Origin of the sequence: Mesobacillus jeotgali (assembly GCF_900166585.1) — a bacterium.
Lineage (GTDB): Bacteria > Bacillota > Bacilli > Bacillales > Cytobacillaceae > Mesobacillus > Mesobacillus jeotgali_A.
In genome coordinates, this window is record NZ_FVZC01000009.1 from 2,037,835 (window position 1) to 2,057,910 (window position 20,076).

Annotated in this window: 22 protein-coding genes; 4 read left to right on the forward strand and 18 right to left on the reverse strand. The window is 41.4% G+C overall.

All coding sequences use genetic code 11. The features are described from left to right. Window positions 1-161: 161 nt before the first annotated feature. Window positions 162-1,043 (forward strand): hypothetical protein, encoded by an 882-nt coding sequence (locus tag B5X77_RS20390; protein WP_079509746.1) that lies wholly within the window; start codon window positions 162-164, stop codon window positions 1,041-1,043. Here the strand turns inward: B5X77_RS20390 and B5X77_RS20395 are convergent. The 9 genes from B5X77_RS20395 to B5X77_RS20435 all read right to left on the reverse strand — a co-directional run bounded on the left by B5X77_RS20395 (window position 1,015) and on the right by B5X77_RS20435 (window position 8,079). Next, window positions 1,015-2,562, reverse strand: coding sequence for a rhomboid family intramembrane serine protease (locus B5X77_RS20395; protein WP_079509747.1), 1,548 nt, complete (start codon window positions 2,560-2,562; stop codon window positions 1,015-1,017). The genes B5X77_RS20390 and B5X77_RS20395 overlap by 29 nt on opposite strands. Window positions 2,563-2,699: 137 nt before the next feature. Further along, complete coding sequence (locus B5X77_RS20400; protein ID WP_079509748.1) at window positions 2,700-2,897, reverse strand: hypothetical protein; 198 nt, start codon at window positions 2,895-2,897, stop codon at window positions 2,700-2,702. A gap of 152 nt (window positions 2,898-3,049) precedes the next feature. Continuing rightward, window positions 3,050-4,000, reverse strand: a complete 951-nt coding sequence (locus B5X77_RS20405) for an L-lactate dehydrogenase (protein ID WP_079509749.1) — start codon at window positions 3,998-4,000, stop codon at window positions 3,050-3,052. A 128-nt stretch (window positions 4,001-4,128) separates the two neighbouring features. After that, window positions 4,129-4,917 carry a DUF92 domain-containing protein gene (locus B5X77_RS20410; protein WP_079509750.1) on the reverse strand — a complete coding sequence of 263 codons (789 nt, stop codon included), beginning with the start codon at window positions 4,915-4,917 and terminating at the stop codon, window positions 4,129-4,131. Further along, entirely contained in the window at window positions 4,907-5,476 is a 570-nt protein-coding gene (locus tag B5X77_RS20415; protein WP_176167384.1) for a 5-formyltetrahydrofolate cyclo-ligase, read from the reverse strand. Before B5X77_RS20415 ends, B5X77_RS20410 begins: the two co-directional genes overlap by 11 nt. Before the next feature lie 118 nt (window positions 5,477-5,594). Further along, complete coding sequence (rpmG, locus tag B5X77_RS20420; protein WP_079509752.1) at window positions 5,595-5,744, reverse strand: 50S ribosomal protein L33; 150 nt, start codon at window positions 5,742-5,744, stop codon at window positions 5,595-5,597. Between the two features lie 56 nt (window positions 5,745-5,800). Further along, window positions 5,801-6,433, reverse strand: a complete 633-nt coding sequence (locus B5X77_RS20425) for a hypothetical protein (RefSeq protein WP_079509753.1) — start codon at window positions 6,431-6,433, stop codon at window positions 5,801-5,803. Further along, window positions 6,405-7,640: a glycosyltransferase family 4 protein gene (locus B5X77_RS20430; RefSeq protein ID WP_176167385.1), complete on the reverse strand. Its 1,236-nt coding sequence runs from the start codon at window positions 7,638-7,640 to the stop codon at window positions 6,405-6,407. The genes B5X77_RS20425 and B5X77_RS20430 overlap by 29 nt, the downstream gene beginning before the upstream one ends. Continuing rightward, complete coding sequence (locus B5X77_RS20435; protein WP_079509755.1) at window positions 7,618-8,079, reverse strand: DUF4912 domain-containing protein; 462 nt, start codon at window positions 8,077-8,079, stop codon at window positions 7,618-7,620. Before B5X77_RS20435 ends, B5X77_RS20430 begins: the two co-directional genes overlap by 23 nt. Window positions 8,080-8,408: 329 nt before the next feature. On the opposite strand from B5X77_RS20435, the gene B5X77_RS20440 reads away from it, so the two are divergent. Together B5X77_RS20440 and B5X77_RS20445 are read left to right on the forward strand one after the other, a co-directional pair. Then, on the forward strand, window positions 8,409-8,783 hold the full coding sequence (locus tag B5X77_RS20440; RefSeq protein WP_079509756.1) for a hypothetical protein: 375 nt from the start codon (window positions 8,409-8,411) through the stop codon (window positions 8,781-8,783). Then, complete coding sequence (locus B5X77_RS20445; RefSeq protein WP_079509757.1) at window positions 8,780-9,268, forward strand: hypothetical protein; 489 nt, start codon at window positions 8,780-8,782, stop codon at window positions 9,266-9,268. The genes B5X77_RS20440 and B5X77_RS20445 overlap by 4 nt, the downstream gene beginning before the upstream one ends. Before the next feature lie 178 nt (window positions 9,269-9,446). Here the strand turns inward: B5X77_RS20445 and phoU are convergent, their stop codons facing one another. From phoU to B5X77_RS20485, 8 genes are all read right to left on the reverse strand, one after another. Next, window positions 9,447-10,106, reverse strand: a complete 660-nt coding sequence (phoU, locus tag B5X77_RS20450) for a phosphate signaling complex protein PhoU (RefSeq protein ID WP_079509758.1) — start codon at window positions 10,104-10,106, stop codon at window positions 9,447-9,449. A gap of 38 nt (window positions 10,107-10,144) precedes the next feature. Then, entirely contained in the window at window positions 10,145-10,921 is a 777-nt protein-coding gene (gene pstB, locus B5X77_RS20455; RefSeq protein WP_257391904.1) for a phosphate ABC transporter ATP-binding protein PstB, read from the reverse strand. A gap of 66 nt (window positions 10,922-10,987) precedes the next feature. Next, window positions 10,988-11,872 (reverse strand): phosphate ABC transporter permease PstA, encoded by an 885-nt coding sequence (gene pstA / locus B5X77_RS20460; protein ID WP_079509760.1) that lies wholly within the window; start codon window positions 11,870-11,872, stop codon window positions 10,988-10,990. Window position 11,873: 1 nt separating this feature from the next. Further along, complete coding sequence (gene pstC / locus B5X77_RS20465; RefSeq protein ID WP_079509761.1) at window positions 11,874-12,848, reverse strand: phosphate ABC transporter permease subunit PstC; 975 nt, start codon at window positions 12,846-12,848, stop codon at window positions 11,874-11,876. 114 nt (window positions 12,849-12,962) lie between these two features. Beyond that, window positions 12,963-13,916 carry a PstS family phosphate ABC transporter substrate-binding protein gene (locus B5X77_RS20470; protein ID WP_079509762.1) on the reverse strand — a complete coding sequence of 318 codons (954 nt, stop codon included), beginning with the start codon at window positions 13,914-13,916 and terminating at the stop codon, window positions 12,963-12,965. Window positions 13,917-14,129: 213 nt separating this feature from the next. Further along, window positions 14,130-16,262: a peptidoglycan D,D-transpeptidase FtsI family protein gene (locus tag B5X77_RS20475; RefSeq protein WP_257391905.1), complete on the reverse strand. Its 2,133-nt coding sequence runs from the start codon at window positions 16,260-16,262 to the stop codon at window positions 14,130-14,132. Window positions 16,263-16,475: 213 nt separating this feature from the next. Then, on the reverse strand, window positions 16,476-17,696 hold the full coding sequence (locus tag B5X77_RS20480; RefSeq protein ID WP_079509764.1) for an MFS transporter: 1,221 nt from the start codon (window positions 17,694-17,696) through the stop codon (window positions 16,476-16,478). Between the two features lie 140 nt (window positions 17,697-17,836). Then, on the reverse strand, window positions 17,837-18,445 hold the full coding sequence (locus B5X77_RS20485; protein ID WP_079509765.1) for a superoxide dismutase: 609 nt from the start codon (window positions 18,443-18,445) through the stop codon (window positions 17,837-17,839). A 364-nt stretch (window positions 18,446-18,809) separates the two neighbouring features. On the opposite strand from B5X77_RS20485, the gene B5X77_RS20490 reads away from it, so the two are divergent. Beyond that, the gene (locus B5X77_RS20490; protein WP_257391865.1) at window positions 18,810-19,502 is read left to right on the forward strand and encodes a Crp/Fnr family transcriptional regulator; all 693 of its coding nucleotides are present in this window, start codon (window positions 18,810-18,812) and stop codon (window positions 19,500-19,502) included. A gap of 58 nt (window positions 19,503-19,560) precedes the next feature. On the opposite strand, the gene B5X77_RS20495 is transcribed toward B5X77_RS20490, so the two are convergent. Then, window positions 19,561-20,040: a DUF456 domain-containing protein gene (locus B5X77_RS20495; RefSeq protein WP_079510327.1), complete on the reverse strand. Its 480-nt coding sequence runs from the start codon at window positions 20,038-20,040 to the stop codon at window positions 19,561-19,563. Window positions 20,041-20,076: the final 36 nt, after the last annotated feature.

Genomic DNA, 20,076 nt, shown 5'->3' on the forward strand with positions numbered 1-20,076 from the left:
TAACACCTCTCATTAACGACGACCAATATTTTCCTGTCGATTCCTTTCTCCATCTTAGCCAAAACACTCTAAAAAAATACTTAGATGCATGTGTTCCGGACAAGTATCATATAGTGTTTATACCGACCTGCCTACCTTAAAATCGAAAAAGGATGAGTATAATGAAAAAGCTGTGGTTCTTAAGCATAAGCGCGCTGGCAATTGCTGTCTCTGCCTTGATAATCCAACTGCAAATCGTCAACACATCGACGGAGACCATTACATTTTTTCCCTTGAATGATGCGGTCCACTATAAAAGTGCCAGCACTGCATTGATTCTTCAAAGGGATAAAAAAAACAACCAGCACCTGGTTGATTGGAAGGTTCATTCTACGTTGGACCAAGCTGCCTATCTCAGACAGGATATGGGCCTCCTATTTGTAAATGGACTTTTAAAAGGTAAATTAGCTAAATGGGATCAGGATACAGCCGATTTAATTCAGGAAGAGTTTATTTCATATGGAGAAAGCGCAAGATATGACGCCATTACATTTCATTATGCAGAGCTGCATGGTGATGGGGACAGGATTACAAGCGCCCAAAGAATGTCTGATGATATGATTTATGTGGTCGACTCGCCGTTCAGCCCGCTTCAATCCTTCACAATAGCCAAAAGTAATCAGGAAAAGGAATGGAAAAAGGTGCTGGACCAGAGTGTAAAGAACAAGCTCTACCAAAGCCTGAGAAAAGCAGAAAACACATTCAGATTTAAAGCGTTGAATTATAGTGTCATTCCACTGGATACAATCAGAAGGTATGAAGATCAGCCTCTGAAAGGATTTACGCAAAAGGAGACTTCCAACATACTGGGGAAATTATGGGAAGGGTTGTATAAGAATTATTACCTGGGCATAAAAAAAAGCGATGGCACTACCGTAGACCCGATTGATAGTACCATGCCCCTAATTTTGATTTCACGTGATAAGAGCCATCTGTTGGTCATCACCCAAACAAAGGCCGGGGAAAGCATTGTCCTTAAGCAGCTTCTTCAAGATAGTAATTGATCTGTTCAAGAGTCTTCTCGTAACTTTCTTTACCAGGATTAAGCTCAACAGCTTTTTTGGCATAAATGCGGGCTAATTCAAGATTTTTTTCATCAAAATAAATCAAGGCAAGATTGTAATATGCTTCATGGAATTCTGGCTCCATATCGATCACCTTTAGAAGATGTTTTTTTGCATCCTCAAGCCTGCCCAGCTTGATTTCCGTAAACGAAAGCATGAATAAAGATTCCGACGAAAGCTCTTCCGACTCGCCATATTCGCTTAGCAGGTCATTTGCCTGTTGATATTCCTCTGCTTTTATATGCTGCTGAGCGAGCACTAATACAGATCTTTCATCTATCAGGTCAGCTTTTCCGCTAAAGCCATACTGCAATGAAAAAAAGATTACCGCAACGGCCACTGCCAGGAATGCACTTTGCAGCAAGGGGCGCCTTTTCTTTGGTAGATGGAAGATTCCTGCAGATATAAATCCTCCAAACAGGCCTCCTATATGCCCGGCATTATCGATCCCAGGTATCGTAAAGCCGAAAGCGAGATTGATGCCAAGTACTACGAGGATATTGAGCCCCAACGTCCGCCAAAACAGCCGCGGCCTGGCAACCCCAAAATATAGTAATGCACCGAAGCAGCCAAATATTGCTCCACTGGCCCCGGCCGAAAGGTTTGGACTGTAAATGAAACTGGCAAGCACGCCACTGAAACCAGCTACGATATAAATGATTAAAAATCGAAAATTCCCGTACAGCCGTTCCACCATTGTTCCTAAATAATATAAAGCCAGGGTATTCATGAACAAATGAAGCAGTCCTATATGGATGAATATCGGAGTGAAAAACCTCCACCATTCTCCCTTAAGGATCAGAGGGTTGAACTTTGCACCAAACTTAATCAGGGTGGAAGTATCTGTACTTCCTCCCGCTGCCTCAAGAACTAAAAACATTAATATCTGGATTGCAATGAATATATAGGTAAAAAAGGGCTTTCCATAACGGAATACTGATTGCTCATCTTTCGCCCTTTCCACCGCCCTTAACAGAGCATTATTCTTGATTGTCTCAATAACCTCTCCTGACGGTTCTCCAGCATAATCAAAATTTAGCTGGTCATCAAATCTGCTTCCCAGCATCATTAATGACTCTTCGGCATTGGACCTTTCTACTATGACGGATTCAACTGTTACCTTTCCATTTTCAGAAAGATATGGCTTAGCCACGTGAAAATTATAATCATCAACAGGTGGATATGCACTAAAGTAAAGATTAAGTACTTTTAACTCCCCTTTAGCAAACTTCCTGCGAATTCTTTCACCGTTTTCGGCAACCATCATGATGTCTCGCTGGAGCCAGTTGCTCCAATCCAAATTATAATGAAGCAGGCGCACAACCTGCGAATGTTTGTTTTCTGTTTTCTCCAGCCACAGCTCTCCCTGATCCTGTGAAACCTGAAGGACTCGATACTCCTTCTTAACAATCAGGAATTCCGCAGTTTTCCAAAACAAGTATTCTTCCAATAAAGCCAACTTCTCCCCTACTTTCTCGCCAGAGTCCAGCCACTAATATACTATATTTTTTCCTCTCCAAAATTATTATAAACCAAATAACTTGTTGCGAGATATAAAGAGCCCTTTAAAGCAGAAAAAGACCCAACTAGGTCTTTTCACTGGAACTCTGAAGGTCCTGAGAATATTGAATTCATCATTTTGCTTCTGATTCCTGGCAGTCCCATGATTGAGCCTACAGCTACCCGGCGCAAAAACCTGTTTCCCAGAAGCATATTCATTACCCGATATCTGTTTTCAAAGACGAGATAGCCTGCCAGTCCAAGCATGAAAATCGAAACCATTTTCCTTACCATATAGATCCCTCCCTTTTTTATTTTAGGAATAAAAACAGATTTCTATCCGTTCAGTTTAAAAAAACTGCTACAAAATACATATATAATAGAAGAAAGCGGTTACAAAGGTACGAATTTAAAACAGGGCTGCTTTGTGAACAGCCCCTTTTCTCCTACCCTTTCATGACAGGGTCCATAACTTTTCTAAGAACTTCTACCGAATGGTCAAATTTTCGTTGTTCTTCTTGGTCCAGCGCCAGTTCAACTATTTCCCTAATTCCATTACGGTTGACGATAGCTGGTACACCAATGTAAATATCATCGTGGCCATACTCGCCCTCTAAATGGGCTGAAACTGTCAGGATTGAGTTCTCATCCTGGAGGATGGCCTTTGTCAACCGGACAAGGCCCATGGCAATTCCATAGTAGGTGGCACCTTTACGCTGGATAATATGATAAGCAGCATCACGTACATTCGTAAAGATTTCCTCCAAATCATCATGCTTATAATTTTCCTGGTCTTTTATCATCCTCGCTATCGGCTTGCCTCCGATGTCAGCATGACTCCATACAGGCAGTTCTGTATCCCCATGCTCCCCTATGATATAGGCGTGCACGTTACGTGTATCTACCTTGAAGTAATCTCCAAGCAAGAAACGGAATCTCGCCGTATCGAGAATGGTGCCCGAGCCAATTACACGTTCCTTTGGCAGTCCTGAGAATTTCCAAACAGCATATGTGAGGATATCGACGGGGTTTGTTGCAACAAGAAAAATACCATCAAAACCGCTGGCCATGATTTCATCGACAATGCTCTTAAAAATCTTTGTATTTTTCTCAACCAGATCAAGCCTTGTTTCGCCTGGTTTTTGGTTTGCACCAGCACATAATACAACCAGGTCTGCATCCTTGCAGTCTGCATAAGAACCAAACCATATCTTAGTCTGTGAAGGAGCGAAAGCCATCCCATGATTTAAGTCCATGGCGTCCCCTTCCGACTTTTCCTTGTTAAGGTCGACTAAAACCAATTCCTCTGTGACTCCCTGGTTGACCATTGCAAATGCATAACTTGAACCAACAAAGCCTGTTCCAACCAGCACAACACGATTTACACGATTTCTCATATCTCATTCCCCCTTAAATTAAATTAAATTAATTTTAAATGGTTCTTACAATTAAAATGTACCCTGAGTGAACGTTATCATTATGAACATTTTATTGCCATCCCATCCTGCTATTTAAAGAATGATTCCTAAAGGATGTTATATAAAGACATTCCCATCATAGCGGCTGTAAAACATGATATAAAGTTTACAGCATCATTATTGATCTGGACAAAGCCGGATACAAGGCTGGTGGCTTCACCGCAATGGGTTGTTTTTTCTGTCAGCAAATTGCAGCGGCTGCACTTAAAGCCCGCTTGAAGATAGGCTCCAAGCAGGGTATCCAGCAAAGATCCCGTCAATCCCAAAAGCAAGACAGCCAATGTCCATCCCGACCCTAATCCGAATAGGAAATCAGCAGTCAGTGCGATTAACAAAGAACCGGCACCAGATGCCGCTGTACCAAACCCAGAAATCGCACCAGAAGTCCCTCGTGGCACCCTTTTCATAGATTTGATCGAAATAGGCTGCTGTTTACTTAGCACGCCCAGTTCTGAAGCCCAAGTATCCGCATTGGCACTGGCCAGAGAAACAGCCAATACTATGAACCAGACAGGATCAGATGTAATAACATTAGCCAGACCAGCAAATGCTGCCATTCCTCCATTTGCCGCTACCTGTGCCCAATCCCTTGCCGATCCCTTTTCATGCAGTTCGCCCAGTTTCTCCTTACGCTGGCTTCTATACTTGGACATCAGGCTTGAAGTTATAAAGAAAACTCCCAACAAGAAGAGTCCTTTAATTCCAAATCCTGCCCAGATTGAAGTTCCTGTAAAAAAAGCTGCTATCGCTCCTGAAGGTTTAAGAAGATGAAGAAAGGCGGGTGCTCCTGCAAATACGGCAATAAACCCTATTATCAGGAACTGGTCAATTTCCAATGCTGACTACCCCTTCACTAAGGATAATTTTATGAACTGGTATGTCATGACTTTCTACTGGGATATCATTTACGATCTGTTCATTAAATGCCAAAGAAACTGTCTTTCCTTGATAGTTTGCCAGAAAACGGTCATAGTATCCTCCTCCAAAACCCAGTCTATAACCGTTTTTTGAAAACGCGAGACCGGGTACGACCACTAAATCTATCCTATCAGGTGTTACTGAAATAGTTTTGTTAACAATGGGTTCCAATAATCCATAATAAACCGATTCAAGTTCTGAGAACCGCTTAAGTTCCCTGAAATCGAGGTGTTTTGATTTAGGTTCGCATTTCGGGATGACAATCCTTTTACCCTGCTCCCAGCCCTTCCTGATGATTTGGAAAGTATCTACTTCAGGGGCTTTGGATACTGTGATTGCCACTGTTGTTGCCGTATTCCATTCCTCAGTCTGATAGAGTTGTTGTGCAATCTGGTAGGATTGGTCTTCGTATACAGGAAGGCTAAGTTGGGATAATTTTGCTTTTATCGACTCTCTAAGGTTAATTTTAGCATTCATACTTATTCCCCCAATTTTGTTAATGACATCTGAGATCTATGTATTAACAATACCATTCACGCAAGGGGGGAGAAAGTTTTTTTGGCAAACAAAAAAGCAGCTGGGAAAATCCCGCTGCTTACTTTGTTTCGCGATGTAAAGTTGGGCGCTTATCTCTTGAGCAATATTTCTTCAGTTCAAGACGATCTGGATTGTTACGCTTATTTTTTTTAGAAATATAGTTGCGCTCTCCGCATTCTGTGCAAGCTAAAGTAATGTTTACACGCATGTATTTTCCCTCCAAACTATTCAAGCTAGGTTCGTGCATACGACTTTTCTATAATATCACTTTTTGTCGGGAATTGCTAGTGTGTTTTTTAAAAGCATTGCATTCAAATGAACAACCGTATTTTTTTCTGTTCCTTCAATCATCCAGCAGCTGCTTTTTTGTGTTTCCCGTGGGTTCATTTTTAAATCGAGTGAGAAAAGGCTGGCAGCAGCCCCTTTTGCCATCGGCTGATAATTCAGCTTCCCTGATTCCCGGCAATTCCAAAGGCGTTCAGTACTCAAATTCCAAACCGGCTGGACAGTGCACTGTTTCATCCTGCCCTTGCTGTTAAAACCATTTACGAGGTAAATTCGTTTATCGGCAAAGTGAAAAATGACATCTTCATTTGGTGATACAAAACTGAATTGCTCATTCGCACTTTCACGATGGCGCTGCATCAAAATCAACTTCGCTTCTTTATTTTGGCTCGAATGGTTCGTTACATAAAGCTCAAAAAATTCAACCCTTGAATGCACATTTGCCTGTTTGATTTTAATTGATAGATTTTCCTGCGGCAAAAGTTTTTCAGTCAGATTTCCCAGCCAGTACACCTTTCCATCGATCCAGATACCAGGACTGAAAATCAAAGGTTTCCTGATTGGTTCGTAGATCTCTTCATTGTCAATTTGGAGATAAGCATTCATCTTCATTAAATACCCTCCTTTTGGCTTTGCTTGATAACAATCTTTTATATAATCGATTTGTTGCCTGTGCATTTTGTGCCCAACTGAATCTCTGAGAGACTGTATCCCTGCCAGTCTTGGCGATTTCTTTTGCCAAAGATGGATTTCCTAGAATCCATTCAAGGCTGCTAGCCAGGCTTTTTTCATCGCCAGGCTGCATATAGAAGCCGGTTTTATACTCCTCAATCAATTCCTGCATGCCCCCTGTTTTTGCCAGGATGGTCGGGATGCCCAATGTAAGTGCTTCGGCAGCTGCGAGTCCAAATGGTTCATAATCACTCGGGAAAACAGCGATATGTGACTTCCTGAGTAATGCATCGCGGATTTCATCATTCACAAACCCGATTAAATAAACCCGTTCCTCCAGTCCCATCTGGGCTGCTCTTTCCCTGTAAGTCTCCAATAAAGGCCCATTTCCTGCTATCACAAAACACAAGTCTTGCTGCTTCCTCATTAGGTATGCAGCATCAAGCAAAGTGTCAAACCCTTTTTCCCGGACCATTCTTCCCATTGAAAAAATTAATTTTTTGTCTGTTAAAAAAGGATAGATTTCTGTAATCTCAAATTCTGGCTGATCATTCTCATCTAACCTTGCTCCATTGGGAATGACCGTGATTCTATCCTTTGGAACTTTAAATAATGAATGAACCTCATTTTCCATAAAACCACTGCAAACGATTAATTCGTCCGCTTGATTGATAAGTTCATTTTCTTTTTTTAATATAAATTGCTGAAGTTCAGTAAAGATTCCGTTATTTCGGCCGAATTCTGTGCCATGGATAGTGGCAATTAACGGAATGTTCAATGTCTTGCTGATATACTCCGCCGCTGGTCCTGTCATCCAGTCATGGGCATGGACAATATCGAATTGTACATGCTTTGCTATCCGCGATGCTTCTTCAATAACGGCCAAATTAAATCCGCCAATCCATGAGAGGAAATCAGGATCCCTGACATTTAGCGGTGATACTCGATGGATATGAACCTCCCTGACTCTTTCATACCCTGTAGAATCAGAATGGCTGCTCGTCAAAATATGAATTTGCAGATCGATTCTTGCCAGTTCTATTGAGACCCCATGGACATGCCTGGCAAGACCGCCAATAATTTCCGGTGGGTATTCCCATGAGAGCATCAGGATCGTTTTTTTATCACAGTTTTCCGAGTCCTTCATTAAAGATGCTCCCTTCGAGGTTTTCATAATAAGTATAGGTACTCACATTGCCAGACCATGCGGGAAGATACTGCTTGTCCACTGGCTCCAGCATATTAGTGTTCTGGTTAATGACATTTGATCTAAGCATGGGAAAAAACTTATCAGTTTTAGTTTCAATCCCAATTTCAACCTGATAATTGCTAGTTGCCCTGATTCCTTTAAACAGCCAGCTGGATACTCCTTTTCGAAGACTGACTTCATGGATGACTCTTCCTGAAGGAAATTCACATAAGCGCAATCTCATCATAAGCTGTTCTTCAGGTATATAAAAATACTTGCCAATGAAACGCAGTTTTTCGTCTTGCAGCTGCCAGTAAACATAAAGTTTGCCTGGCATAATAATGGTTGCAAATAAATGGTCTTCTATCTTAGTTTTATCCTGATTGCCATTTTCCACGATGGACCTCCAAATCAATCATTTTATGATTGAAAGTTAAATTATATTCGTTAAATTTATGTTAGCACGTTCTTTTGAGAGCCACAATGAACACAAATTGTCGTAAATTGCAGCCCGTTGAATATGCTTTGCAGAATCGCTCAATTATTTTTCAGTAGTCTTTTAGCATTACAAATTTGGAGGGAATTCGACATTGTTTACAACGAATGGAAATCATAATAAGACAAATCTATCATTTTTTTTCAACAATAAAATATGAATCGAAATTTCGAACCCTGAATGGTAAACTAGTTCTATGTGTACCAATATAAGCTCGGGAGGAATTACAGATGGGCTCCATCATCATTAGCCTGATTGTCCTGGCCGCGCTCCTTTTCGCACTTTCTTTCTTTTTAAAAGATCCATACAAGGAACTGCGCGAGGAGATAGACCAGCTGACAATCCAGCAAATACAGGATTTATATCAAATTAAGAAAAAGCTCAAAGTTCTTGAGGAAGAATTGCTCGTAGGGGATACAAACCTGGACAAGCAAACTTCATTTAATACAGGGAAAAAACAAATTCACGATATTATAAAAAATCAGGTATGGTCCCTTGCACAGCAAGGTATGGATCTAAACCAGATCGCAAAGCAATCATCACTTTCAACTCAGGAAGTACAGGAAATCATTAATGAATTCGTTGATAAAGGACAGATTGTATGAACAAACGAACAGCTCAAGCATTTGCACTAGGACTACTTTTTGCGGCCGTGTTCCTCTGGGCCGGCAGCAGCGTATTTGCTGGAAAAGAAAAAGAAAAAGAACCAGAAAAGAAAGTTGCCGTTTCAGATGCAAAAGAGATTCTTGAAGAAAAAGGATACAAAGTATTGAGCAGCGACGAGTTCGCCAAGCTCAACGAGAAGAAAACAGAAGCAGTAAAAGATGAAAAACCAAAAGAAGAAGAAACCGCTGAGAAAAAAGAAGAAGTAAAAGAGGAAAAGCCATTCACACTGGTTATAGCAGGCGGCATGTCCCCTGCTGATGTTGCTACAATGTTAGAGAGCCAGGGAATCATCGACGATCAAACAAAATTCGAACGATTCCTGATTGATAAGGGATATCACACAAAGGTACAAATCGGCAAGTATGAACTAAAACGCGGACTGGACTACGACCAGATCGCTAAGATCATCACAAAAAATAGATAACACTGAAAAAGACCCTTATAATCGAGGGTCTTTTTTTCTTCAGGAACAAAAGTGTAAGCGCCTTGGTCAGCCCCTTAAAATCGCTGGAGCTGGATTAAGAAGACAAAATATAGTTAAATTTAACCCGAATTTCCTAAACAACAAAAAAAGAGCAAGGAATCCCCCCTGCTCTTTAACCTTACTGATTTAAATCATATCTTTTCCCTTTTACTAGGTAAAAAACATTCTCGGCTATATTCGTTACATGGTCAGCTGCTCGTTCAAGATAGCGGCTGATGAATGATAACTGTGTGATTTGAGCCAGCTGTTCCGGTTTAGTCCGGGCAAGGCTCAATAGTTCCTTGATCGTTTGTCCGTATAAATCATCGACCTGGTCATCCATTTGGGCAACCTGCCTGGCTTTACCCAGGTCTTCTTCATTATAGGATTCCAGAGACAGCTTAAGCATCTCTACAGATAACTGGTGCATCTGCTTAATGTGCTCAATCGGTTTGACAAGAGGTTCATTTCCAATTCTGATTGTTGATTTCGCAATGTTGACAGCGAAGTCTGCCATCCTCTCGATATCAGTCGCTATTTTAATCGCAACAATCAGCCTTCTTAAGTCAACTGCGACCGGCTGCTGTTTTGCTATTAAAAGAATCGCGAAATCATTGATTTCTTCTTCCATTATATTAGCTTCTGCATCATCCTCTAGGATTTTCAGAGCTAGTTCAATATCCTTGTTTTCAAGTGAAACGAGTGACTGGTTGAGTGCGTTGACAGCAAAGTTTCCAAGCTCAAGCAATTTTTCATGCAAAGTTTTCAGGTCTTCGTCGAACTTCCCTCTTACTACCATGGATCCTCATCCTTCCAATGAAATTTCAAGATTAAACATCAACCGAAACGTCCCGTGATATAATCTTCTGTCCGCTTGTCTGATGGGTTAGAGAATATTTTATCCGTCTCAGCAAACTCAATGACTTCTCCATTCAGGAAGAATGCAGTTTTGTCGGAGATACGGGCAGCCTGCTGCATATTATGTGTGACGATTATGATGCTGTAATCTTTCTTTAACTCCTGCACCAGCTCCTCAACCTTTAGTGTTGAAATCGGATCAAGTGCGGAAGTAGGTTCGTCCATCAGGATGACATCCGGTTCAATCGCAAGTGCTCGCGCTATACAAATACGTTGCTGCTGTCCGCCTGACAGGCCATATGCATTCTGGTTCAGGCGGTCTTTTACATCATCCCAGATTGCCGCCCCTCTTAAGCTTTTCTCAACAATTTCATCCAGCACTTTCTTGTCACGAATCCCGTGGATTTTCGGTCCATAGGCAATATTATCATAAATGGATTTAGGGAATGGGTTTGGCTTCTGGAACACCATTCCTACACTTGTCCTTAAGTCCTCGACTTGATATGACTTTTCAAGGATATTCCTTCCTCTGTATAAAATCTCACCAGAAATTTTGACAGAGGGAACAAGTTCAACCATTCGGTTCAATGTTTTGATGTAAGTTGATTTACCGCAGCCGGAAGGACCGATGATTGCAGTTACTTCATTTTCGTTGATCGCCAGGTTGATATTTTTTAAAGCATGACCTTCTCCATACCATAGATTAAGGTCTTTTGTTTCATATACAACCTTGGAATTTTCTGAAGCATTATTCATCGTGTTGGATTTTACAGTTGCTTTTGTCTTTTCTGTCACTGCTGACATAAGTTAAAACCTCCCAGACTAATATCTCTTTTGGAATTTATTACGTATCAAAATGGCAATTGAATTCATCACAAATAAGACAAATAACAAAATGACAATTGTCGCAGCAGCCAAATTGGCGTATTCCGCAACGAGGGCAGAGTCAACTGTCCAATAATATATTTGTACCGGCAGAATCGTGAACTTATCAAAGATTCCATCTGGAATAGGTATTAACAGCGCAGGAATACCAATTACAACAAGTGGAGCCGTCTCACCAACCGCTCTTGAAAGGGCAAGGATTACACCTGTAAGAATTCCCGGTAATGCAGCCGGCAAAACAACATTCTTGATTGTCTGCCACTTAGTGGCACCCATACCGTAAGAAGCTTCCCTGAGGAATTGAGGCACTGCGCGAATCGCTTCCTGGCTTGCTACCACAACAACGGGCAATACAAGCAAGGCCATCGTCAAGCCACCGGCAAGTACAACGGACCCCAAATCAAGAGCTCTTGCAAACACAGTCAATCCAAGGATACCGAACACAACAGATGGAACACCAGCCAAATTGGATATATTCGTTTTAATAAAGGAAGAAATTCTTCCTTTTGTTGCGTATTCTTCCAGATAGATTGCTGTACCAATTCCAAGAAGCATCGTTACTGGCGCAACAACAAGCATTAGCCATAAAGTACCAGTGATCGCTCCCCAGATACCAGCTCTTTCAGGGTCAGTCGATAATCGATTCATAATGAAATCCATGTTGATCCATGGCAGTCCGTCTTTTAGCACTCGATAAATCAAAACGACCAATACAATGAGTCCAAACAATGTTGCCAGGAAAAAAAGCGCTTTTGCAAGATTGTTTGTCAATAGACGTGTACCCATTTTTTTCTGGACTTGAGTTGAATCTACATATTTCATCTTAATATTCCTCCCTAAACTTTCGAGAGATATACTGGGCGACCAGGTTCATAACCAATGTGAAAACAAATAGAGTCATTGCGACTGCATAAAGACTGTAGTACAAAGTAGTTCCTGCAGCTGCTTCTCCTCCGGTAACTTCAACAATGTAGGCAGTCATTGTCTGCATGGATTGAGTGACATCAAAGGTGAAGTTTTTCGAGCTGCCACTTGCAATTGCAACAATCATGGTTTCGCCGATTGCCCTTGAAATACCAAGCACAAACGATGCGATAATACCAGAGACCGCTGCAGGAATGACAACTTTCCATGTTACCTCCAGCTTTGTCGCTCCAAGGGCCAAAGCCCCTTCCCGCATTGCATTTGGGACTGAACTCATTGCATCTTCCGATAATGAAGCGACCATCGGGATAATCATGATCCCCATAACTATTCCCGGACTGAGGATATTTGTTGGTTCAAGTCCTGGGATAAATGACCTTAATAAAGGTGTTACGAAAGTAAAGGCAAAGAAACCATAAACAATTGTTGGTATCCCTGCCAAAATTTCAAGAATAGGCTTTAATAGTCTGCGTGTCCTTTCTGAAGCATACTCACTCAAGAACACTGCTGTCATCAAGCCAACCGGTATCGCAACAAGCATTGCGATCGCCGTAGAAATAAGGGTTCCGGTAAGCAAAGGCAAAACACCGAATACCGCATTTTCTCCCAATGGCTTTAATTTAGTTCCGGTGAAGAAGTCCAGGAAAGGGACTTCTTTGAAAAAGGCGATAGTTTCCGTTAATAATGTAAGAACAATTCCGATTGTTGTTAAAACAGAGATTGCTGCAATTCCAAATAATATCTTCGGGATTAACTTTTCAGTTGTATTAGTGAAGCTTTTGGTACTTTTCTTTTCCTGTATGAGTTCACGAACATTTACCTTTTGGCCGTGTTCCCGGACAACGCTTTTTGCCACGCGAAAAACCCCTTTCATCCTTCTCATCCAAGGAAGAACTTTGCCTTATAGTACCCCAGGGACCATGTAATTATTTAAAACACACACAAGAGATGAGAAGGTGTTACCTCTCATCTCCTCGTGGTTCAAGATTTATTTCTTCATGCCATTTAATGCATCCAGAGTCGTTTTAACGTCCTCATCTGACAGTGGTGCGAATCCAGTTTCTTTCGCCACATCCTGTGCATTGTTCATCGTGTAAATTGCATAATCGAGAACTTGCGGCTTATCTTTAGCGTGATTCACATTCAAGTATGTGAATACAGGACGAGTGAAAGGAGCGTATTCACCATCTTCTTTGATTGTATCCAGTGAGGGTTCAACAGGGCCGTTGCCAAAGTCTACTTTAACAGCAGATAGCTTGTCTTTGTTGCTCTCATAGTAACCATAACCAAAAAATCCGATTGCGTTTTTATCTTTTGAAACAAGGTCTACCAGAGTCGAGTAGTCTTGCTGCAAATTAATGTCTTCAGGAAGATCTTGTTCTTCTAGGATCGTTTCAAACATGAACTCATAGGTTCCGTGATTTTCATTAGGTCCGTAAGTCTTAATTTCTTCATCCGGGAAATCTGCGCGTACATCAGACCATTTTTTCTTCCCGGCACTTTCAAGGAAAATATCTTTCACTTCTTGTTCGGTAAGCTCTTTAGCCCAGTCGTTATCTTTATTAATAACGATTGTAATTCCATCAAGGGCAACCTTCATTTCCTGCACTTCGATGCCAAGCTCCTCTGCTTTGGCTTTTTCCTCATCCTTGATCTGACGGGATGCATCGTTGTAGTCAGTTCCATCTTTAGCAAGGAATTTCTTGAATCCTGCTGAAGTTCCAGAGCGGCTTACTTCTACAGAAACATTCTCTTGTTCACCCATATAGTTTTCAGCCATGCGGGCCATGAATGGATAGACTGTACCAGAACCATCAACTACTACACTGCCTTCCATTTCTTCACCGTTTCCGCCTTCGTTATCTCCACCGCCGCAAGCTGCAGTGAATAACATTACAGCCGCCAGCATTAAAAACAGGTTCATTTTTTTAAAACTCTTCATTCTTAATTCCCCCTACGACATGTGGTTGTTATGTCCTACAAGACCCAGAATACTGTTTTTCTTTTAAGGTTGTTTTAATTCAATGTAAAGGTTTTGTAAATTTGCGACTCATGTATGCTTTTGTCGAAAAACAAAAATTTTTGGGTTTGCCGGTTATGCATAGTATTCCCAAATAATAAAAAAAACTGCCTCTTAAGAGACAGTTCTGATGATTTATTGCTCAATATCTTCCGCGATTTCTTCTAAAAGTTCAGTTCCTTCTTTTTTCTCTTCAACTTCCTGAACCGGCTGTTCCGGATTCATATTTCCTTCAAGGCGTTTCTTTTTCAATTCAAAATACGTATCGAAGACCCTCCGGCCGATATCATTATTGGCATGGTGTCCCTGATTTCCTTCATACGCCCACGGTACCATGACGGCCATGGCGATTTCAGGATTTTCGTGAGGTGCATAGGCAATCAGGCTCAAGTTCATGACTTCAGGGGGTTTATCATAATTCTTTCTTTTTGGCCCATCATAGAATGCCTGTGCTGTACCGGTCTTTCCTGCAGGTTTGTAATCAGCAGTATAAAATGCTCCATATGCTGTTCCCCCGCGTTCCTGCATAACTCTTCTGAATCCTTCCTGGACCCTGTCAAACCATTCTGGCTTTGCATCAACCTTATTAAGGATGACAGGCTCGAATTCATTTACAACAGGACCAACCTCATCATTTTTCATTACTGGTTCCCTGATTTCCTTTACAATCCTTGGCTGCAGCCGGTTTCCGCCATTCGCGATTGTGGAAGCATATTGTGCTAATTGCAATGTTGTATACGTATCATATTGGCCAATTGCAAAGTCAAGCAATAGACCCGGCCTTTTTTCTGTACCCTTGAAACCCACCATCTCATTAGGCAGGTCGATTCCTGTTCTTGCACCCAGGCCAAACTGGCTGAAATGATTCCTCATCGTATCAAATGCCTGTGGCTCCAGATACAGAGGCTGATCATACTTATAATTTCCCTTACCAATATTTATGGCTGTCCGGAACATGTAAACATTGGACGATACCTTCAAGGCATTGCGGTCGTCCAGTGTCCCTAGTCCTGCCTTCCATGATTTCTTAGGGTTAGTGCCCTTGATTTTAATCGGTGTGTCATAAAATTGTGTACCTGGACTTATTGCGCCAGTACTAAATCCAGTTAAAATCGTAGCTCCCTTTACAGCGGATCCAACATTATAAGATGTTGTAAAGTTACCGCTGGCAAAATCCTGCATGACGGTCTTACCTGTCTCTTCATCTCTGACTATCTGCTTTCCAGCGAGGGTCAAAATTTCTCCTGTATTAGGATCCATCAATACAACGAAAGCCCTGTCCAGGAGTCCTGTTCTTGGCGTCTGCTTTGCTTTTGACAATTCTTCTTCTATGATTTTTTCGACAGCGAGCTGCAGGTCCATATCAATCGTAAGCACAAGGTCCTTTCCTCGCTGACCATCAGAAATTACCTGAGTATCAAGAACATTGCCGCCTTTATCAGTAATGTTCTTTACCTTAGCTTTTTGTCCTTGCAAAATATCTTCATATTGCTGCTCGATATAACTCAAGCCCACACGGTCGTTCCTGCTGTACCCTCTGGCAAGATAATACTCAAGCTTCTCTTTAGGCAGGCCCTTTTCCGAGTCACTCACCTTGCCTAAAATGGACTTCAGAGTCTTATCATAGCTATATTTGCGCTCCCAATCTGTTGTTGTATCCACTCCAGGCAGCATTTCGAGGTTCTCGCTGACAATGGCGAACTCTTCAGGAGTTACGTCTTTCTTAACAATTTGAGGTGACAGCGCATATCCGCTCATCATTTCACGTAAAATAGCAAGTATCTCAAGGTCATCCTTGGTTAATTCATTCAATTCATTCTCAGTAATACGCTCAAGCTGAAGATTGTAAATCGCTTTATCATCAAGCTTTTTCTCATCATACTGCGCCCATTCTTCTTCTTTGATTTTATCCTTTGCACGTTCTTCATTTGTTAAAATCCAGTAATCCTTTTTGTCCCTTTCCCGGACCTTCTTCAGGTCTTCCTCTGAATCCTTAGCGATTAATTTCGCGAGTCGTTCCGCGACCATAAGCATTTCTTTCGTCTCAGTGCTCTGGCTCTTAGTATAAGTAATCGCCTTGCTAGGCGTATTGTCAACGATTGTCTTCATATTCCGGTCATACATTTTCCCTCTAGGAACAGGATTATTCACGGTCACATCTTCAGTCCGTTCGATTTCTCTTTTGAAGTCCTCACCGTAAACGATTTGAACAATCCCAAGCCTTAAAATCAGCATCGAAAATAAGACAAACACCGCAAAAAATAACATATTCAGCCTGAATGGAACATGCGTCTTCTTCTTTTTCTTCTTGTTCAAGCCTCTCCCACCTCTTCAGTCTGTATGTCCTGATTTTACACTATCCTTTATTTTAACGAATTACGCCGCCTTTTTCTATTAAAAAACTCATAAGAATATTTTTCCATAAAAAGTCGGCCAGGCTATACGCCTGGCCGACTTTTTATGAACAAGGCTTGCTACCTGTTATGCTGGAGCTTTTAACTGGATCTTTCTAATAAAGAAATAAATCAAGGTATGCCCGCTTCCCAGTAAGACAAGCAGGACAGGGATGGCCTGTCTTTCACTGAAAAGATGGATTGAGAGCAGGAAAAGCACAATTGAAGTAATCCGGCCAAGATTTAAAAATAGTTCGCGGACCACGATATACTCTATCCTCATTTCCGCTGCTCTCCAGCCAAGGCCAATGACATCATATGTCATAGAAGAGTAAGGAACCAGAAGTAATGGATAAGCAACCGCAATCAGGGCTGCATATAAAAGAAGCCGCAGGTAGCTGAGATTGAAAACAAGCAGGAAAATGGCAAGAAAAAGAATCAGTCCGCCAACAAGGATTGCCTTTTTCCTGTGTTCCTTTTTCAACGTACGGGATACAAAAAAATAAGCAAGAAAAGAAATCCCTGAATTAATCAATCCATATGTACCTAAGGCCATTTCGCTATCTGTGGCAATGAATACAAAGACGGAAACGATGAAGACAAATACACCTTCCCTAAGCCCCTGACAGAAGTGGGCATTCGTAACCATCCGCCAATTTTTATCGTTCCTTCTTTCTGTTATAATTCGCATAAACCAGTACTTTCCGTGGGCGGGTCTGCGTTTAAGGAAAAAACTAAGTAACACCGCGATTGAAAATAACCCCAGCGAAAGTCCAAACACCACTGTATAACCTGTCAGTTTTTCAAGCCTGGAAATAATGAATCCAGCAGCCACCGGACCGATCATACCTCCAACAGATCCAAGGATGCCAAGAAATCCATTAAAGAAATCACGTGTCTCCGGTTCAGTGATCTCAAAAGTGAGGACATTGAAGGCCAGCCAATAAAAGCCATAGCCTATGCCCAAAAGGACACCCAGTAATAATAGGAATTCCGATGCTCTGGTGCCTACAAACAAAACGGTTACATAAAACATCGCGAGAAAGATGACACCAATGCGAAGAACAATGACCCTGTCGACTTTCTTTGCCCATCTCCCAGCAAGGATGAAGGTGAGAGGCTGTGCAATGACAATCGAAAGGTTATACATTGCCAAGTCTGCTAGCTCACCGGATTGTTTCCATAAATAGATATTAACGAAAGTATTGGAAAGGGCAATGCTTAATGAGTACAGACCCCCAATAATCAATAGGAGCGCCAAGTCCTTTGTCAGTTCAATGTCTCCTAATAATTTGTTTACTTTGCTCATGATCGACTCCCCTTTTCTCTTGGGTAGTTTCTAACAAAGTAAACAGGGTTATTCAGTTTTTGCGCAGGGTCTTACAAAGGAAAACTTGTCAAAAAAATAGAGAGGCTGCATTTACTGCAGCCTCTCGTGTTTTCAATCAATTATTTTGCAGAAGTATAACGCTTGCTGACTTCTTCCCAATTAACTACATTCCAGAATGCGCCAATGTATTCTGGTCTTCTGTTCTGGTAATTCAGGTAGTATGCATGCTCCCAAACATCTAATCCAAGGATCGGAGTCTTGCCTTCCATTAATGGAGAGTCCTGGTTTGGAGTGCTAGTTACTTCAAGCTCGCCGTTGTTTACTACAAGCCAAGCCCAGCCAGAGCCGAAACGAGTGGTTGCAGCCTTTGAAAACTCTTCCTTGAAACCTTCAAATCCGCCGAACTTAGAGTTGATTGCATCAGCAAGTTCGCCTGTTGGCTCTCCGCCACCATTTGGAGAAAGGATTTGCCAGAATAAAGAGTGGTTAGCATGTCCGCCGCCGTTGTTGCGAACAGCAGTGCGTGCCGCTTCTGGAACAGCATCCAGGTTAGATACGACTTCCTCAACAGATTTAGAAAGAAGTTCTTCGTTTCCTTCCAAAGCATTATTCAAGTTTGTTACATAAGTGTTATGGTGCTTTGTGTGGTGAATATTCATTGTTTCCTTGTCGATGTGTGGTTCTAGTGCATCATATGCATACGGTAATTGTGGTAATTCAAATGCCATTATTAACATCCTCCTATGTATCGAGTTTCACTTTCCGAACAATCTTTCATACAATTCAGTATTTAGAATTGTTCTAAAAGTGCTTCATGTTTAGATTACCAAAGAACGGTAATCGTTTCAAATAAAATGCTTTGGCTTAACAAGTTTAAAGTATCCCAACTCCCTGCAGTTTATTCTGATTATACTCCGAATGCTGCTTTGAAAATTTCAGAAAATCGTCAATATTGCTTGAATGCAGTCCTGTCAACGATATATGTCGCATCCAGCCAAATCCTCAACCATTTATTACCAAAACACAATTGACACAGTAGAAACAATTCTTTTAAATCAAGGTATAGAGAGGCATAATAAGGAGTCGATCCTGGTGGACAAAAATATATCATTATACAGTTTGATTTTGCAGAATTTCATTGATAAGGAAACAATCCAAAAAATCAAGGCAGACACTATCCTTTTCCAGGAAGACGAAAACGTCCAGAACGTTTATATCTTGCTGAGCGGAAGTGCGTCAGTGGGCCGTGTTCATATGAAGGGAAAGGAATTTATCCTGAAAATACTGAACGGCGAAGAGATGATCATAGAATATGAATTATTCAAGCATACGCCGCGATATCATTTTTCAGCCAAAACTCTCACTGATTGTGAAGTCCTGATGATCAGAAGAGAACATTTCGAAGAATTCATCCTCAATGATAAAACCGCTATGAATGCACTTGTTAATTGGTTAAGTACTAGATACCTCAAGGCACAAATGAAGTGTCAGGACTTGATCATGAACGGAAAAAAAGGAGGGTTATACTCCATTCTGATCAGGCTGTGCAACAGCTATGGTGTAATGACAGATGAAGGCATCCTGATTGATTTGCCTCTCACACATCAGGAACTTGCCAATTTAACCTATGGAACCAGGGAAGTGATCCAAAGGATGCTGAAGGAATTGCGCGAAAAAGACATCATTTCCTATGACCAGCTAAAATTCACTATCAAAAACCTTGCCTATCTAAAGCGGGAAGTTGATTGCCAGAATTGTTCTTTTGAAATTTGCGGGCTGAATTAATTATCTGCTCCAACTCCAAAAAAACATATAAAAAATCGTGCTCATTCAGCACGATTTTTTATATGATCATAAAGAAAGATATGAGCATGATGACCATGATGATTGCTTTGGTCACTACACTGCTCACAAAGCCAACAACAGAACCAAAACCGATTTTAATTGCATCATTAAGATTCTTTTTATTGACCAGCAATTCAGCCAGGGCCGCTCCTATAAACGGACCGATCAGGATACCGACAATCGGAATTATAAATGGGCCGACTATCAGTCCCGCAGTGCTTCCCCATATACCAGCCTTACTTCCTCCGTACTTTTTGACTCCTATTATGTTTGCTATATAATCAGCGCCGAACAGCAAGGCCACAAACATGCCCTGAATGGACCAAAACAGCCAGTTGAATGGCTCAAAAGAATAAAAAACCCCATATAGAATGAAACCACCCAGCATCAATAGAACACCTGGAAGGATGGGTATAAATAAGCTGGCAAAGGCGCCAGCGAACAATATTCCTATAATAGTCCAATATATCAAATCCATAAAATCCACCCTTTCCCTGCTTTTTGAGTTCATTTA

What these genes read in the sequence shown, in the direction of transcription:
- B5X77_RS20390 (WP_079509746.1), top strand. Translation starts at nt 162, where the DNA reads ATGAAAAAGCTGTGGTTCTTAAGCATAAGCGCGCTGGCAATTGCTGTC.
- B5X77_RS20400 (WP_079509748.1), bottom strand. Translation starts at nt 2,897, where the DNA reads ATGGTAAGGAAAATGGTTTCGATTTTCATGCTTGGACTGGCAGGCTAT.
- B5X77_RS20405 (WP_079509749.1), bottom strand. Translation starts at nt 4,000, where the DNA reads ATGAGAAATCGTGTAAATCGTGTTGTGCTGGTTGGAACAGGCTTTGTT.
- B5X77_RS20415 (WP_176167384.1), bottom strand. Translation starts at nt 5,476, where the DNA reads ATGAATGCTAAAATTAACCTTAGAGAGTCGATAAAAGCAAAATTATCC.
- rpmG (WP_079509752.1), bottom strand. Translation starts at nt 5,744, where the DNA reads ATGCGTGTAAACATTACTTTAGCTTGCACAGAATGCGGAGAGCGCAAC.
- B5X77_RS20425 (WP_079509753.1), bottom strand. Translation starts at nt 6,433, where the DNA reads ATGAAGATGAATGCTTATCTCCAAATTGACAATGAAGAGATCTACGAA.
- B5X77_RS20430 (WP_176167385.1), bottom strand. Translation starts at nt 7,640, where the DNA reads ATGAAGGACTCGGAAAACTGTGATAAAAAAACGATCCTGATGCTCTCA.
- B5X77_RS20440 (WP_079509756.1), top strand. Translation starts at nt 8,409, where the DNA reads ATGGGCTCCATCATCATTAGCCTGATTGTCCTGGCCGCGCTCCTTTTC.
- B5X77_RS20445 (WP_079509757.1), top strand. Translation starts at nt 8,780, where the DNA reads ATGAACAAACGAACAGCTCAAGCATTTGCACTAGGACTACTTTTTGCG.
- phoU (WP_079509758.1), bottom strand. Translation starts at nt 10,106, where the DNA reads ATGGTAGTAAGAGGGAAGTTCGACGAAGACCTGAAAACTTTGCATGAA.
- pstB (WP_257391904.1), bottom strand. Translation starts at nt 10,921, where the DNA reads ATGAATAATGCTTCAGAAAATTCCAAGGTTGTATATGAAACAAAAGAC.
- pstA (WP_079509760.1), bottom strand. Translation starts at nt 11,872, where the DNA reads ATGAAATATGTAGATTCAACTCAAGTCCAGAAAAAAATGGGTACACGT.
- pstC (WP_079509761.1), bottom strand. Translation starts at nt 12,848, where the DNA reads ATGAAAGGGGTTTTTCGCGTGGCAAAAAGCGTTGTCCGGGAACACGGC.
- B5X77_RS20470 (WP_079509762.1), bottom strand. Translation starts at nt 13,916, where the DNA reads ATGAAGAGTTTTAAAAAAATGAACCTGTTTTTAATGCTGGCGGCTGTA.
- B5X77_RS20475 (WP_257391905.1), bottom strand. Translation starts at nt 16,262, where the DNA reads ATGTTATTTTTTGCGGTGTTTGTCTTATTTTCGATGCTGATTTTAAGG.
- B5X77_RS20480 (WP_079509764.1), bottom strand. Translation starts at nt 17,696, where the DNA reads ATGAGCAAAGTAAACAAATTATTAGGAGACATTGAACTGACAAAGGAC.
- B5X77_RS20485 (WP_079509765.1), bottom strand. Translation starts at nt 18,445, where the DNA reads ATGGCATTTGAATTACCACAATTACCGTATGCATATGATGCACTAGAA.
- B5X77_RS20495 (WP_079510327.1), bottom strand. Translation starts at nt 20,040, where the DNA reads ATGGATTTGATATATTGGACTATTATAGGAATATTGTTCGCTGGCGCC.